The sequence below is a fragment of the Gallaecimonas xiamenensis 3-C-1 genome, assembly GCF_000299915.1.
Taxonomy (GTDB): Bacteria; Pseudomonadota; Gammaproteobacteria; order Enterobacterales; family Gallaecimonadaceae; genus Gallaecimonas; species Gallaecimonas xiamenensis.
The window spans coordinates 25,149-38,888 of the sequence record NZ_AMRI01000025.1 but is presented as its reverse complement, the minus strand read 5'-3'; the positions used below and the strand labels follow the sequence as shown (position 1 = coordinate 38,888).

Here is a 13,740-nt window from a genome sequence, read left to right as displayed (position 1 = left end):
CAAGCTGGCAGCAACCCAGAAAGAGGCAAATCATGTACAGGCCCAAGACCACCCTCGAACAATGGCGCATGCTCCAGGCCGTCGTCGACAACGGCGGCTACGCCCAGGCTGCGGCGGCCCTCAATAAAAGCCAGTCGTCACTCAACCATGCGGTATCCAAGCTCCAGGACCAGTTGGGGGTTGCCCTGCTGGAGGTCAAAGGCCGCAAAGCCTTCCTGACCCCCACCGGCGAGGTGCTGCTGCGCCGCTCCCGGGTGCTGACCGACACCGTCGAGACCTTGGAGAGCCTGGCCCGCAATATCGAATGTGGCTGGGAGCCGGAGATCCGCCTGGCGGTAGAATCCATCTACCCCCAATCGTTGCTGGTACAGCTGCTGGAAGGCTTCCAACCCCTGAGCCGGGGCTCGCGGCTACAGGTCTACAACTCGGTGATCACCGGTTCAGAAGAGCTGATCCTCGACGGCAAGGTGGATATCGCCATTACCAGCATTATCCCCAGGGGCTTTATGGGCCAGGCCCTGATGACGGTGGAAATGGTGCCGGTGGTGCACCACAGCCACCACCTGGCCGGCCGCACCAAGGCCATTGCCGCCGACGAGCTGGCCCAGGAACTGCAATTGGTGATCCGCGATACCGCCAACAAGCCCAGGGAAACCCAGGGCTGGCTCAAGGCGGAAAACCGCTGGACCTTCGGCCATTTTGCCGACGCCCTGCCGGTGCTCAAAGGCGGCATGGGCTTTATCTGGGTGCCCCGCCATTGGGTGGAAGCGGAATTGGCCGATGGTAGCCTCAAGCTGCTCAGCATCAAAGACGGCGGCACCAGGGCCGGTGTCCTTAACCTGGTGATTCCGGATCCGGACCAGATAGGCCCCGGCACCCGGCTGCTGGCCAACAATATTATGGCCTTGCACGGGCTCCCAGAGGTCGAAGATTAAGCAATTGTTTATACGGTGAATTTGCAGAGAAAACCCTTGCACCACCGCAGGGGCTGGGACACACTGTGGCACCATGCATGGAAGCAAAGACGTCCAAATGAACGCGACTGCCAGACATAGCCTGCATCGCCCTCGCCCCTTGAGCGTACAGATCCTGGGGCTGGCCATCGGCATAACCCTGCTGTCGCTATTATTGCCCCTGATGGGCTTGCCGGACTGGTTACCCCTGTTGGGTGCCGGCGTATCCGCCGCCCTGGTCTACTGGGTGCTCAACAACCCCGCCGAAGAATTCCTGGTGGTGCAGCAGGGCCAGCTCCAGTTCAAGGCCGTCAACAGCCGCCGCCTTGAGGCCCTGGCCCTGGACAAGATAGTCAGCATCCAGCCCCAGCAAACCCTCAAGCACACTCAGCTCAATCTGCAATGCCGGGACGGTTCCAAGGTCTGCTTCCAGGCCTATTACGGCAATGCCAACGATGATGAACTGCGCCAGCTCGACCATTTCCTGCGCCAGCACCTGAGCCAGCCCCCCCGCTAAAAGGCAGCCCTTTCGCTTGTTCCTGTCTTAACAGCGGTTGGTCGGCAGGCCGTTGCGCCGCCGTGATCCCTGTGTTGAGATGGTGCTAATAAAACCAAAAGGGAAACTCCAATGACGGCAAGGAAAAAGACAGTACAACTGTCTGTTCTCGCCAGTGCGCTCCTGCCCTTCCTGTCTCATGGCAGCCAAATCCAGACCGCAGACCCGCACGGCCTCTACTCTAAGCCGGGCCAGACCCTGGCCTTGACCCACGCTACCCTGGTAACAGCCCCAGGGGAAAAACGTGAAGACGCCACCTTGGTGATCAAGGACGGGCGCATCCTGTCGGTGGGCGGCAAGGTGCCCAGTGGGGCCCGGGTAATAGACACCCAAGGCGCCTGGATTTACCCGGGTTTTGTTGACCCCTATTCCAATTACGGCCTGCCGGACAAGGCCTATGGCCCAGTCAATGACGACGTGCCTCATTACGCCTGGCCCAGGGCCGGTGCCACCGCCCCCAATGCCGCCATCCATGGTGCCAAGGTCTGGCGCGGTGAGGCCAAGGCCGATAGCGAAGCGGCCAAACCCTACCTGGAAGACGGCTTTACCAGCCTGGCCAGCGCCCGCCTCGACGGCGTTTTCCAAGGTTACAGCGTGTCTCTTTCCCTGGCGGACCTGCCCAGCAACCAGCTGATCTATAAAGACAGCGGCCGCCAGTTCATGGCCTTTGACAAGGGCAGCTCCCCCCAGGCCTACCCCAGCTCCCTGATGGGGGCCATGGCCCTGGTGCGCCAGACCCTGTCGGATGCCGCCTGGTACAAAGAGGCCCAGAGCCACGAGGCCGCCAAGGCCGAACTGGAAGCCAACGCCGACCTGGCCGCCCTTGGCAACCTTAAGAGCCAAGGGGTACTGCTGGCCACCCGCCACGAAGACGAGCTGCTAAGCGCCGCTACCCTGTTCAAGGGGTTTGGCCTAAACCCCGTCTACCTGGGCTCCAACTTCGAATACGACCGCGCCGACGAAGTGGCCAAGGCCACCAACACCGTGGTGTTGCCGCTCAATTTCCCCAAGCCCCCCAAGGTCACCAGTGAAGCGGATCTGGAGCGGGCGCAACTGGCGGATCTGCGTCATTGGGAAAGGGCCCCCAGCAGCGCGGCGGCCCTGAGCGACAAAGGCGTGGCTATCGCCTTTACCCGCCACGGCCTGGAAGGCTCCATCTGGCCAGCCTTGAAAAAGGCCATTGAAGCCGGCCTGAGTGAAGACAAGGCCCTGGCCGCCCTCACCACGGTGCCGGCCAAGGTCAGTGGTATCGACACCATTGCCGGCCAACTCAAGCCCGGCATGATGGCCGACTTCGTGCTGGCCTCCGGCAACCTGTTCAAGGACGGCAAGGTGCTGTCCACCTGGACCCAAGGCCAGCCTCACAGCCAAGTTCCCCTGAGCCAGGCCGCCCTCTGGGGCGACTATCAGGTGGCGGGGGGCTACAGCTTGTCGGTCAAAGCCGACGGCGGTGCCAGCCTGAGCCTTGGCGACAAAGCGGTAGACAAGCTGTCCAGCCAGTTTGAAGACCAGCACCTGCAGCTGCGCTGGGTTGACGAGGCCGGCAGCCATTACTGGCTGTTGTCGGGCAGCGCCAAGGCGCCGCAACTGGCCTCTTTCCAAGGGGGCGCCTGGCAGAACCTGGTGGTGAGCACCAAGGCCGCCGAAGATGAAAAAGCGGAAGAAAACGGCGAACAGGAACTGGTCAGCCGGGTCACTTTCCCCAACCAGGCCTATGGCCTGGCCGCCCACCCCAAACAGGAAAAACTGCACTTCAAGAACGCCACCGTCTGGACCTCTGAAAAGGACGGCATCCTCGAGCACAGCGATGTGCTGGTGGAAGACGGCGTCATCGAGAAGATAGGCAAGGATCTCTCCACGCCGCGCGGCTACCAGGTGATAGACGCCACCGGCCTGCACCTGACCGCCGGCATCATCGACGAACACAGCCATATCGCCATCAGCGGCGGCGTCAACGAATTTGCCAACGCCGTGACCTCGGAAGTGCGTATCGGTGATGTGATCAATCCCAACGACGTCAGCGTCTACCGCGCCCTGGCCGGCGGCACCACCAGTGCCCAGCTGCTGCACGGTTCGGCCAACCCCATAGGGGGTCAGGCCCAGATGATCAAGCTGCGCTGGGGCGAAACCGCCGAGGACATGAAGTTCAAGGAGGCCCCGGCTTCCATCAAGTTCGCCCTGGGGGAAAACGTCAAGCAGTCCAACTGGGGGGATGCCTTTACGGTGCGTTATCCCCAGACCCGCATGGGGGTCAAGAGCCTGGTTGCCGACGCTTTCCAAACCGCCCGCGAGTACCAGGAAGCCCGCACCGGCTACGATCTGCTGTCCAGGCGCAACCGCAGCGAAGTGCTGCCGCCACGCCGTGACTACCGCCTGGACGCCCTGGTGGAGATCATGAACAAGGAGCGCTTCGTCCACGCCCACTCCTATGTGGCCTCGGAGATCCTGGCGCTGATGGAAGTGGCGGAAGAGTTCGATTTTCGGATCCAGACCTTCACCCACATCCTCGAAGGCTACAAGGTGGCCGACGAAATGAAGGCCCATGGCGCCTCGGCGTCCACCTTCGCCGACTGGTGGGCCTACAAGTTCGAGGTCTATGACGCCATCGCCCAAAACGCCTGCCTGATGCACGACAAAGGGGTACTGACCTCCATCAATTCCGACTCGGAAGACTTGATCCGCCGCCTGAACCTGGAAGCGGCCAAGTCCATGGCCTATTGCGGCATGAGCCCGGAAGAAGCCTGGAAGATGGCCACCATCAACCCGGCCAAGCAGCTCAAGATTGACCAGTACACCGGCTCCATCAAGGAAGGCAAGGCCGCCGACCTGGTGCTGTGGGACGCCAACCCCCTGTCGGCCCGGGCCCGGGTCCAGGCGACCTGGGTGGACGGCAAACGCTACTTTGACCGCAAGCAGGATCTGGTGGAACGCAGCGCCATCAAGGCCGAGAAAGCAGCCCTAATCAACAAGATCCTCAACAGCGGCGAAACGCCGGCAGAGGACCGCAAAGGCTACCGCCCTGCCGTAGTGCATTGGCACTGTGAAGACATGGACAGCCATCTGGAGGAAATGTAATGCGTTCATTGATAGCTGCCCTGTTGCTTGTTGCCCAGCCGGCCCTGGCCAACGACATGCTGCCCGGCAAGCCCCAAAGCGCCCCTGTCCTGATCAAGGGTGCCACGGTGCACAGCGTCCAAAACGGCGCCCTGGCCAACACTGATCTGCTCTTTGAAAAAGGCCTTATCACCGCCATTGGCGCCGATCTCAAGGCCCCGGTCGGTACCCAGGTAATAGACGCCAGCGGCAAGCACCTCTACCCCGGCATGATAGGCCTGTCCACCTACTTGGGCCTGTCGGAAATCGAAGCGGTGCGCTCTACCAACGACGTGGAAGAAGTGGGCACCTTTACCCCGGAAGTGGCAGCCGAGACCGCCTTTAACGCCGACTCCGAGCTGCTGCCGACGGTGCGCTCCAACGGTGTAGCCCTGGTGGAAGTGGCCCCCCAGGGCGGCTTGGTGGCCGGCCGCTCTGCCGTCATGCGCCTGGACGGCTGGAACCGCCGGGACATGATGGCCCGTGAAGACACCGGCATGCACCTCTACTGGCCAGAGGTGGGCGACGAACAGGCCCGCGAAAAGTTGGAAAACTACTTCGCCGACGCCGAAGCCTATCGCCAGCGCCGTTCCGACAGTGAACAGCAGCTGCTGGACGCCAACCTGGAAGCCATGACCGGGGTGATGGAAAAACGCATCCCCCTCTTTATCCATGCCGATGGCGGCGCCGCCATCCACCAGATCCTGCGCTTTGGTGACCGTTTCGGCCTCAAGTGGACCCTGGTGGGCGGCCGTGGCGCCGAAACCTACGCCAAGGACCTGGCCCGCCGCCAGGTGGCTGTGGTGGTGACCAGCCCCCAAGGCTTGCCGTCCAGTGACGATGCCCCCTACGACGAGGCCTTTGCCCTGGCCGGCATCCTCGACAAGGCCGGGGTAGAAGTGGCCATCGCCCTGCCCAGCTCCTGGTCGTCCCGGGACCTGCCCTTTGCCGTAGGCCAGGCCATGGCCTGGGGCCTGGACCCGCAAAAGGCCTTGGCCTCGGTGACCCAGGTGCCGGCGAACCTGTTGGGTATCGGCAAGCAGTACGGCGACCTGGCGGTAGGCCGCAGCGCCACCCTGCTGCTCACCGACCATCCCCTGTTCGATTACGGCGGGGTCAGCGTCAAGGCGCTTTATATCGACGGCGCGGCCGTGGATCTGGATAATCGCCAAAAACGCCTGTACCGCAAGTACCAACAGAAAGGACAGTAAGGAATGAACAAAGGCCTGTCGCAGCCGCTGCTGCTGGCCCTGCTGCTCGGCGGCTGCGCCACCGACTACCAGGTCAACACTAACCTCGACCAATCCCGTATCGAAGGTTACTTCGCCCCGGGCCAGGTTCAGGTGCTGAGCAGTGACGCCCTGGCAGGCCAGCCTTACCGGGTACTGGGCATGGTCAGCGGTGAAGCCTGCCAGGAGGCAGCCAACGAGCGGCCGGCGCAAATCGGCGACGCCCGCACCGACGCCCGTGCCAAGGCGGCTGCCCTTGGGGCCAACGCCATAGTGGTTCGCCAATGCCTGACCCTGGGCGGGGAGGACGCCGCCCCCGGCTGCCTCACCCAGGCCATTTGCCAGGCTCAGGCCATCAAAATGGAGGCGCCCTGATGGGCGCCTTTTCATTCGAGGCCATAGGCCATATCGCCAGCCCCTACGCCGAGAAATTCGCCGTGCCCCGCCAGCCTGGGCTGGTCGCCTCAGCAGAGGCGTCCCTGGTGCTGGAAGCCCCCTACCGGGGTGAGGCCCTGCGCGGCATCGAGGCCTTCTCCCATCTGTGGTTGGTATTCGTGTTCCACGAACACCTGGAGCGGGGCTGGCAGCCCCTGGTGCGGCCACCGCGCCTGGGGGGCAACGCCAAGACCGGGGTTTTTGCCAGCCGCTCCACCTTCAGGCCCAACCCCATAGGGCTGTCGGTGGTGGAACTTAAAGCCGTGGATGCCCAGGCCGGGGTGCTGACCCTGGGGGGGCTGGACCTGGTGGACGGCACCCCCATCCTCGACATCAAGCCCTATCTGCCCTACGCCGACGCCCTGGCCGACGCCAAGGGCGGTTATGCACCCGAGGCGCCCAAGGTATTGGCGGTAAGCTGGACCCCAGAGGCCCTTGCCGCCCTGGCCCAGGCCGGCAAGGAAGAATTGCAGGACTTTATCAGCGACGTACTGGCCCAGGACCCCAGGCCGGCCTACCGCAAGGGCCAAGCCGACGACAAGGCCTACGGGGTCAAGCTCTCTGGCCTCAATGTGCGTTTTCAGGTCAAAGACGATCAGGTGCAAGTCTTGGATATCCAAGGCTTTACTCAGTGAAGACCTTGAACCATAGTGGCTTCACGCCTCTATGGTTCAAGGACTCTCCATGCTGCGACTGGCCGCTGCCCTCGCCCTTCTCTTCAGCTTCGCCCTGGCCGCCGATCCCATCACCCTGCAACTGCGTTGGCACCATCAGCCTCAATTCGCCGGCTATTACGTGGCCCTGCACAAGGGGTTTTACAAGGACGAAGGGCTGGATGTAGCCATTCGCGAGGGCAATGCCAACCGCTTTCCGGTGATAGAAGTGCAGGAAGGGCGGGCCCAGTTCGGGGTCGGCAATATGGAGGTACTGAGCTTCTGGGCCGAAGGCTATCCCTTCGTGGCCCTGGCCGCCATCTACCAGCATTCCCCTTCGGTGCTGGTGGCACGCACCGACAAGGGCATCAAGACGGTGCGGGATCTGGTGGGCCACAAGGTGATGTTTTTTCCCGGCGGCCTAGACCCGGAGATCATCGCCATGCTCAACAAGGCCGGCATCAGCCCGGAGCAGCTGAGCCGGGTCGACACCTCCACCGACATCCAGGACTTTATCTCCGGCAAGGTGGACGCCTTCAACGCCTACCTGACCAACGAGCCTTACCAGTTGGACAAGCTGGGGCTCCCCTACCTGATCCTCGACCCCCGCTCCCTGGGCATGGATTTTTACTCCGACATCCTCTTTACCAACCAGGACTACCTCAAGGCCCACCCGGACCAGGTGGCCGCCTTTCGCCGTGCCTCTTTGAGGGGCTGGGCCTACGCCCTGGACCACCCCCAGGAAACCCTGGATCTCATCAACCAGCACTACAGCATCGGCAAGTCCCAGGGCCATATGCGCTTCGAATTGGACACTGCCCGCCAATTGATCATGCCGGACCTGGTGAGCATTGGGCACATGAACCCCAGGCGTTGGCGGCTGATCGCCGATGAACTGGCCGCAATTGGCCAAATCCCCAAGGTCGACGACATCAGCACCTTCCTCTACCAGCCGGCCGCCCCGGCCAGTTGGCACTGGTTGCCCTGGCTGGCCCTGGCACTGGCCCTTAGCGCCCTTGGGCTCTTGTCCTGGCGCTGGCGCCTGGCCCAGGGCCGGCTGCAGCGCAACATGGCCCGCCTGGCCCGCCTGGAACACCGCCTGGAGCATGACTCCATCACCGGCCTGCCCACCCGGGCCCGCCTGTGCCGGCTGATGGACAGGAACGAACAGGACGCCTGGCTGCTGATGGTGCACGTGGATAACCTGCGTTCCTTGAACCTGGCCCAGGGCTTTGACAGCGGCGACAAGGCCTTCAAGGCCCTGGCCGAGCGCCTCAAGCGCGAGTGCCTGGCCGGAGACATCCTGGCCAGGGGCGACGGTGCCCGGCTGCTGATGTACCTGCCAAGGGCCAACCACCCGCAAGCCGAAAGCTTTGCCGAAGCCCTTAGCCTACAGCTGGGGCCGCCGCTTGGGCTGGTATTGTCCTGGGCGGTATTGCCGGTGCAACCGGGCAGCAACGCCACCCAACTGCTGGCGCCACTGGAAGAGCACAGAATGGGCCGCCACCCGGGCTTCTAGATTGCCGGTGCAACCGGGCAGCAATGCCACCCAACTGCTGGCGCAACTGGAAGAGCACAGAATGGGCCGCCACCTGGGCTTCTAGGGGGCCGCCGGGGCTGCTACACTACAGCACCTTTTTTCACTTTTTGACGGCCAAGTTCGGAAGATGCGTACCAGCCAATATCTGCTGTCCACCCTTAAGGAAACCCCAGCCGACGCTGAGGTCAAAAGCCACCAGTTGATGATGCGTGCCGGTATGGTGCGTAAAATCGCCGCCGGCCTCTACACCTGGCTGCCCACCGGCCTTCGCACCCTGAGAAAGGTCGAAGCCATAGTGCGCCAGGAAATGGAAAAAGCCGGTGCCGTGGAAGTGTCCATGCCGGTGGTCCAGCCCGCCGAGCTATGGCAGGAGTCCGGCCGCTGGGAAGCCTACGGCCCCGAGCTGTGCCGCTTCAAGGACAGGGGTAATCGCGACTTCGTACTGGGCCCGACCCACGAAGAAGTGATCACCGCCCTGGTACGCGGTGAGGTGAGCAGCTACAAACAGCTGCCCCTGAACCTGTTCCAGATCCAGACCAAGTTCCGCGACGAAGTGCGCCCCCGTTTCGGGGTGATGCGTGGCCGCGAGTTCCTGATGAAGGACGCCTATTCCTTCCATCTAGACAAGGCCAGCCTGGAAGACACCTACCAGAAGATGCACCAGGCCTACTGCAACACCTTCAGCCGTATGGGCTTGGATTTCCGTCCCGTGGTGGCCGACACCGGCTCCATCGGCGGCAGCGCTTCCCATGAGTTCCAGGTACTGGCCGACAGCGGTGAAGATCTGATTGCGGTGTCCACCGGTTCCGACTTTGCCGCCAACGTCGAGATGGCCGAGGCCATGGCCCCGAGCGCCGAGCGTGCCGCCCCCGGCGCCGAACTGGCGCTGCTGGACACCCCCAATGCCAAGACCATCGATGACCTGGTCAGCCAGTTCGGTATCGCCATCGACAAGACCGTCAAGACCCTGATCGTCAAAGGTGCCAGCGAAGAGGCCCCCCTGGTGGCCCTGCTGGTCCGTGGCGACCACGAGCTGAACGAGATCAAGGCCGAGAAGCTGCCCCAGGTGGCCAGCCCCTTCGCCTTTGCTGACGAAGCCGCCATCCGCGCCGCCATCGGTGCCGGCCCCGGCTCCCTGGGCCCGGTTGGCCTGAAACTGCCGGTGATCGTGGACCGCAGCGTGGCGGTGATGAGCGACTTTGCCGCCGGCGCCAACGTCGATGGCAAGCACCACACCAACGTCAACTGGGACCGCGATGCCCAATTTGCCGCCGTTGCCGATATCCGCAACGTGGTAGCCGGCGACCCCAGCCCCTGTGGCCAGGGCACCATCGAGCTCAAGCGCGGTATCGAAGTGGGCCATATCTTCCAACTGGGCACCAAGTATTCCGAAGCCATGAAAGCCACGGTATTGTCCGAGCAGGGCAAGGCCACCGTCATGGAAATGGGCTGCTACGGCATCGGCGTATCCCGGGTAGTGGCCGCCGCCATCGAGCAGAACCATGACGACAAGGGCATCATCTGGCCGGACGCCATCGCCCCCTTCCAGGTGGTGATCATCCCCATGAACATGCACAAGTCCCACCGGGTACAGGACGCCGCCGAGCAGCTTTATCAGGAGCTGCAGGCCGCCGGTATCGAGGTGCTGTTCGATGACCGCAAAGAGCGCCCCGGCGTCATGTTCGCCGATATGGAGCTTATCGGTATTCCCCACAGCATCATCATCGGTGAACGTGGCCTGGACACCAACGAAGTGGAGTACAAGTCCCGTCGCAGCGGCGACAAGGACAACCTGCCCCTCGACCAGGTGGTGGCCAGCCTCAAGGCCAAGCTGCAAGCTTGATAAAAAAGCCCCGCATCTGCGGGGCTTTTTCTTGGCTTATCCTACCAGAGGGCAGGTTAAGGCGTTGTAATCTAAGCTGATATAGCAGGATTTCCGCCAGAGGCCAGTCATGTTCAACCCTGTCCACACCGCCCTTATCCTCTCCGGAGGCGGCGCCCGCGCTGCCTACCAGGTAGGGGTGCTCAAGGCCATAGGGCGCTGGCAGGGGCCCCACAGGGGCTTGCCTTTTCATATCCTCTCCGGCACCTCGGCCGGGGCCATCAATGCCACCGCCCTGGCAGCCTGGGCCTCTTGCCTTTGCAAGGGGGTCAAACAACTGGAAGGGGTGTGGAGCCAGTTCCACACCGGCCAGGTGTTCCACGCCGATCTCTGGCATTTGAGCAGCCATCTCACTCGCCGCCTGGCTCGCTTCTTCCAGGCCGACTACGCCCGCCAGCTCCAACCCTGCCTGCTAAACCCGGCCCCCCTGCAAAAGCTGTTGGCGGACAACATCCCCTTTGGACGCCTCGAGCACCAGTTGACCCGGGGTCGGCTGCGAGCCCTGGCCATAACCGCATCGTCTTATAGCCAGCGCACCTCGGTGAGCTTCTTTACCGCCGTCAAGGACTGTCACCCCTGGCAGCGGGCCCGGCGCATGGGGGTCAGGGCCCACCTCAACGAAGCGCACCTGATGGCCAGTACCGCCCTGCCCTTCCTGTTTCCGCCGGTGCGTATCAAGAACCAGTATTTCGCCGACGGCACCATCCACCAGCTCAGCCCCCTGAGCCCGGCCATCCACCTTGGGGCCGAGCGGATCCTGGTGATAGGGACCCAGCACCACCAGATCCCGGTGCAAAACCGCAACCCCAGCCACCCGCCAACCGTGGGGGCCATCGCCGGCCATATGCTAGACACCATCTTTACCGACGCCCTTAACGCCGACATGGAAAGGGCCTGGCGCATCAACCAGACCCTGGAGCTGGTGCCGGAGCGAAAACGCCAGCAACTGGCCTTAAGGCCCCTTAACGTCATGGTGATCCAGCCCAGCCAGGATCTGGATAAGCTGGCGGCGCGCCATTACAAGGTGCTGCCCAAGACGGTGCGCTGGCTGCTGGGCCGGGTGGGGGTAGCGGACGAAGCGGAATCCTCGCTGCTGTCCTATCTGCTCTTTGAAAGCCCCTACTGTAAAGAGCTCATCGCCCTGGGGGAGGCGGACGCCGAGGCCCAAAGGGGCGCCCTGGCACCGCACCTGGGACTGGTTTAAGGCAGGCGCTGGAAGGCCATCAAGGCCGAAGGGGCCGCCAGGGTGGGAAATTGGCCGTCGGTGACGGCCAGGGGTTGGCTGACCGCCAGACCCGGCACCGCCACCAGAACGCCGTTCTTATCCACCAGCAGCGGCCAATGGGCCCTGAGCCAGGGGGGAATGCCCCATTCCTGCCACAGTTTCTTCAAGGTCCGGCCCTTGTCCCTGTCATGGGGGTGAAAAGACGTGCTGCCAGGCAGCCCCTGAGTCAATTCCAGGCCCTGGATGCTGGCCAGGCCCAGGCCGCTCTGCCAGTGCAGCTCAACTTCCCCAAGGGCCTGCGGTATCAGGTACCAGCGGCCCTGGAAGCGGCCAAAGGGACCCACCCGCACCGAAGCGTCCTCCCTGGCCTGCTGCTGGCTCAGCATCTGGGCCAGGCTGTTATGGGACAGGCTGAGCCCCAGCTCAGCAGTCCAGGCCCTTAGCAGCAAGGCCGCCGCCTCGGACGGCACCTCGGCAAGATCCAAACTACCGTCAGCCAGACAGCGGCGCCTTAGCTCCTGGGCCAGCAGCCAGTCCCGGGCCGGCAGCTCCTGCTGCAAGAGCCCGGCGCTGCGGGCCAAGCCCTGGCTAAAGCCCCCCAGCCTTTGGTTGGCTTGGGGCAGAAGCCGTTGGCGCAGGAAGTTGCGGTCAAAGGCGGTGTCTTGGTTGGACTCGTCTTCCACCCAATGAAGGCCCTGGGCTTCGTGTTCCAGCTGTTGGCGACTCAGCCCCAACAGCGGCCTGACCAAAAGCCCCGGGCCAAAGGCCCTGGCCACCGGCATGGCAGCGAGCCCCTCAAGGCCCGAGCCCCGGCGGGCCGCCAGCAGGAAGGTTTCGGCCTGGTCGTCCTGGTGGTGGCCGGTGACCAGGCAATCCCCCGGCGCCATGGCCGCCGCCAGCGCCTGGTAACGCCCGTCCCTGGCCAGGGCTTCCAGGCTTTGGCGCGGGCCTTTTTGCAGGTTTAGGCGGTGGACGGCCAAGGGCACTTGTAAGTGGTCACAGGCAGCCTGGCAATGGGCAACCCAGGCGTCGGCGTTGGCAGAGAGGCCATGGTGGACATGGACCGCCTTGAGGGGATGCCCTTGCTGTTGGCACCAAGGGGCCAGGGCATGGAGCAACAGCAGGGAGTCCAGGCCACCGGACAGGGCCAGGATCACAGAGCCCCCGCCAAGGCGGGGGCTCAGTTGTGTATCGAGGGCGTCGAGTACAGCCTGCATCAGCAGTAGCCGTACCCCATCAGGCGCTCGTAACGGGTGTCCAGCAGGGTGTCACCGTCCAGGCCGCGCAGGGCGTCAAGGTCGGTGATAAGGCGGGACTTGAGGCGCTCGGCCGTCAAGGTGGCGTTACGGTGGGCGCCGCCCAGGGGCTCTTCGATAACGGTGTCGATGAGCTTGAGTTCCTTGAGGCGCCCGGCGGTGATGCCCATGGCCTCGGCGGCCACGCTGGCCTTGTCGGCGCTCTTCCACAGGATGGAGGCGCAGCCTTCGGGGGAGATCACCGAGTAGGTGGAGTATTGCAGCATGTTGACCCGGTCACCCACGCCGATGGCCAGGGCGCCGCCGGAGCCGCCTTCACCGATAACGGTACAGATCACCGGCACCTTGAGGGTGGCCATGACCTTTAGGTTGCGGGCGATGGCTTCGGACTGGCCGCGCTCTTCGGCGCCCACACCCGGGTAGGCACCGGGGGTGTCGATAAAGGTCATGATCGGCATCTTAAAGCGCTCGGCCATCTGCATTAGGCGCAGGGCCTTGCGGTAGCCTTCGGGGCGCGGCATGCCGAAGTTACGCTTGGTGCGTTCACGCACGTCGCGGCCCTTCTGGTGGCCGATCACCATCACCGGCTCCCCTTCCAGGCGGGCAACGCCACCGACAATGGCCTTGTCGTCGGCATAGGCGCGGTCACCGGCCAACTCGTCAAACTCGGTGAAGATGTGTTTGACGTAGTCATAGGTGTAAGGGCGCTGTGGGTGACGGGCCAGCTGAGCCACCTGCCAGGGGGTCAGATCGCTGAAAATCTTCCTGGTCAGTTCGTCACATTTGTCGTTAAGACGGCCGATCTCCTCGTTGAGGTTGAGATCGACACCGTTGTTGTCGCCTACCGCCTTGAGTTCTTCGATCTGGGCAAGCAGTTCGGCGATAGGTTGTTCGAATTCCAAAAAGTTAAGGCTCATG

11 protein-coding genes are annotated in these 13,740 nt (G+C 63.4%); 9 read left to right on the top strand and 2 right to left on the bottom strand.

Annotated features, from left to right (window positions below; genetic code table 11):
• The first annotated feature begins 32 nt into the window (after nucleotides 1–32).
• The 9 genes from B3C1_RS15540 to B3C1_RS15500 all read left to right on the top strand — a co-directional run bounded on the left by B3C1_RS15540 (nucleotide 33) and on the right by B3C1_RS15500 (nucleotide 11,545).
• Nucleotides 33–935, top strand: coding sequence for a LysR family transcriptional regulator (locus B3C1_RS15540; protein ID WP_008485995.1), 903 nt, complete (start codon nucleotides 33–35; stop codon nucleotides 933–935).
• A gap of 97 nt (nucleotides 936–1,032) precedes the next feature.
• Entirely contained in the window at nucleotides 1,033–1,470 is a 438-nt protein-coding gene (locus B3C1_RS15535; RefSeq protein ID WP_008485993.1) for a hypothetical protein, read from the top strand.
• Between the two features lie 111 nt (nucleotides 1,471–1,581).
• Nucleotides 1,582–4,584, top strand: a complete 3,003-nt coding sequence (locus B3C1_RS15530) for an amidohydrolase family protein (RefSeq protein ID WP_008485991.1) — start codon at nucleotides 1,582–1,584, stop codon at nucleotides 4,582–4,584.
• Nucleotides 4,584–5,813: an amidohydrolase family protein gene (locus B3C1_RS15525; RefSeq protein ID WP_008485990.1), complete on the top strand. Its 1,230-nt coding sequence runs from the start codon at nucleotides 4,584–4,586 to the stop codon at nucleotides 5,811–5,813. Before B3C1_RS15530 ends, B3C1_RS15525 begins: the two co-directional genes overlap by 1 nt.
• Nucleotides 5,814–5,816: 3 nt before the next feature.
• Entirely contained in the window at nucleotides 5,817–6,206 is a 390-nt protein-coding gene (rcsF, locus tag B3C1_RS15520) for an Rcs stress response system protein RcsF (RefSeq protein WP_008485989.1), read from the top strand.
• Nucleotides 6,206–6,901 carry a tRNA (N6-threonylcarbamoyladenosine(37)-N6)-methyltransferase TrmO gene (gene tsaA, locus B3C1_RS15515; RefSeq protein ID WP_008485988.1) on the top strand — a complete coding sequence of 232 codons (696 nt, stop codon included), beginning with the start codon at nucleotides 6,206–6,208 and terminating at the stop codon, nucleotides 6,899–6,901. The genes rcsF and tsaA overlap by 1 nt, the downstream gene beginning before the upstream one ends.
• A 49-nt stretch (nucleotides 6,902–6,950) precedes the next feature.
• The gene (locus B3C1_RS15510; RefSeq protein ID WP_008485987.1) at nucleotides 6,951–8,438 is read left to right on the top strand and encodes an ABC transporter substrate-binding protein; all 1,488 of its coding nucleotides are present in this window, start codon (nucleotides 6,951–6,953) and stop codon (nucleotides 8,436–8,438) included.
• Nucleotides 8,439–8,586: 148 nt separating this feature from the next.
• Nucleotides 8,587–10,302 (top strand): proline--tRNA ligase, encoded by a 1,716-nt coding sequence (locus B3C1_RS15505; RefSeq protein ID WP_008485986.1) that lies wholly within the window; start codon nucleotides 8,587–8,589, stop codon nucleotides 10,300–10,302.
• Nucleotides 10,303–10,411: 109 nt separating this feature from the next.
• Nucleotides 10,412–11,545, top strand: coding sequence for a patatin-like phospholipase family protein (locus tag B3C1_RS15500; RefSeq protein ID WP_008485985.1), 1,134 nt, complete (start codon nucleotides 10,412–10,414; stop codon nucleotides 11,543–11,545).
• Here B3C1_RS15500 and tilS read toward each other — a convergent pair.
• Both tilS and accA read right to left on the bottom strand, forming a co-directional pair.
• Nucleotides 11,542–12,783, bottom strand: a complete 1,242-nt coding sequence (gene tilS / locus B3C1_RS15495; RefSeq protein ID WP_008485984.1) for a tRNA lysidine(34) synthetase TilS — start codon at nucleotides 12,781–12,783, stop codon at nucleotides 11,542–11,544. The genes B3C1_RS15500 and tilS overlap by 4 nt on opposite strands.
• On the bottom strand, nucleotides 12,783–13,739 hold the full coding sequence (accA, locus tag B3C1_RS15490; RefSeq protein ID WP_008485982.1) for an acetyl-CoA carboxylase carboxyl transferase subunit alpha: 957 nt from the start codon (nucleotides 13,737–13,739) through the stop codon (nucleotides 12,783–12,785). Before accA ends, tilS begins: the two co-directional genes overlap by 1 nt.
• Nucleotide 13,740: the final 1 nt, after the last annotated feature.

Bases quoted from the DNA above. Each gene is read 5' to 3' on its own strand.
- B3C1_RS15540 (WP_008485995.1), top strand. From the start codon at position 33: ATGTACAGGCCCAAGACCACCCTCGAACAATGGCGCATGCTCCAGGCC.
- B3C1_RS15535 (WP_008485993.1), top strand. From the start codon at position 1,033: ATGAACGCGACTGCCAGACATAGCCTGCATCGCCCTCGCCCCTTGAGC.
- B3C1_RS15530 (WP_008485991.1), top strand. From the start codon at position 1,582: ATGACGGCAAGGAAAAAGACAGTACAACTGTCTGTTCTCGCCAGTGCG.
- B3C1_RS15525 (WP_008485990.1), top strand. From the start codon at position 4,584: ATGCGTTCATTGATAGCTGCCCTGTTGCTTGTTGCCCAGCCGGCCCTG.
- rcsF (WP_008485989.1), top strand. From the start codon at position 5,817: ATGAACAAAGGCCTGTCGCAGCCGCTGCTGCTGGCCCTGCTGCTCGGC.
- tsaA (WP_008485988.1), top strand. From the start codon at position 6,206: ATGGGCGCCTTTTCATTCGAGGCCATAGGCCATATCGCCAGCCCCTAC.
- B3C1_RS15510 (WP_008485987.1), top strand. From the start codon at position 6,951: ATGCTGCGACTGGCCGCTGCCCTCGCCCTTCTCTTCAGCTTCGCCCTG.
- B3C1_RS15505 (WP_008485986.1), top strand. From the start codon at position 8,587: ATGCGTACCAGCCAATATCTGCTGTCCACCCTTAAGGAAACCCCAGCC.
- B3C1_RS15500 (WP_008485985.1), top strand. From the start codon at position 10,412: ATGTTCAACCCTGTCCACACCGCCCTTATCCTCTCCGGAGGCGGCGCC.
- tilS (WP_008485984.1), bottom strand. From the start codon at position 12,783: ATGCAGGCTGTACTCGACGCCCTCGATACACAACTGAGCCCCCGCCTT.
- accA (WP_008485982.1), bottom strand. From the start codon at position 13,739: ATGAGCCTTAACTTTTTGGAATTCGAACAACCTATCGCCGAACTGCTT.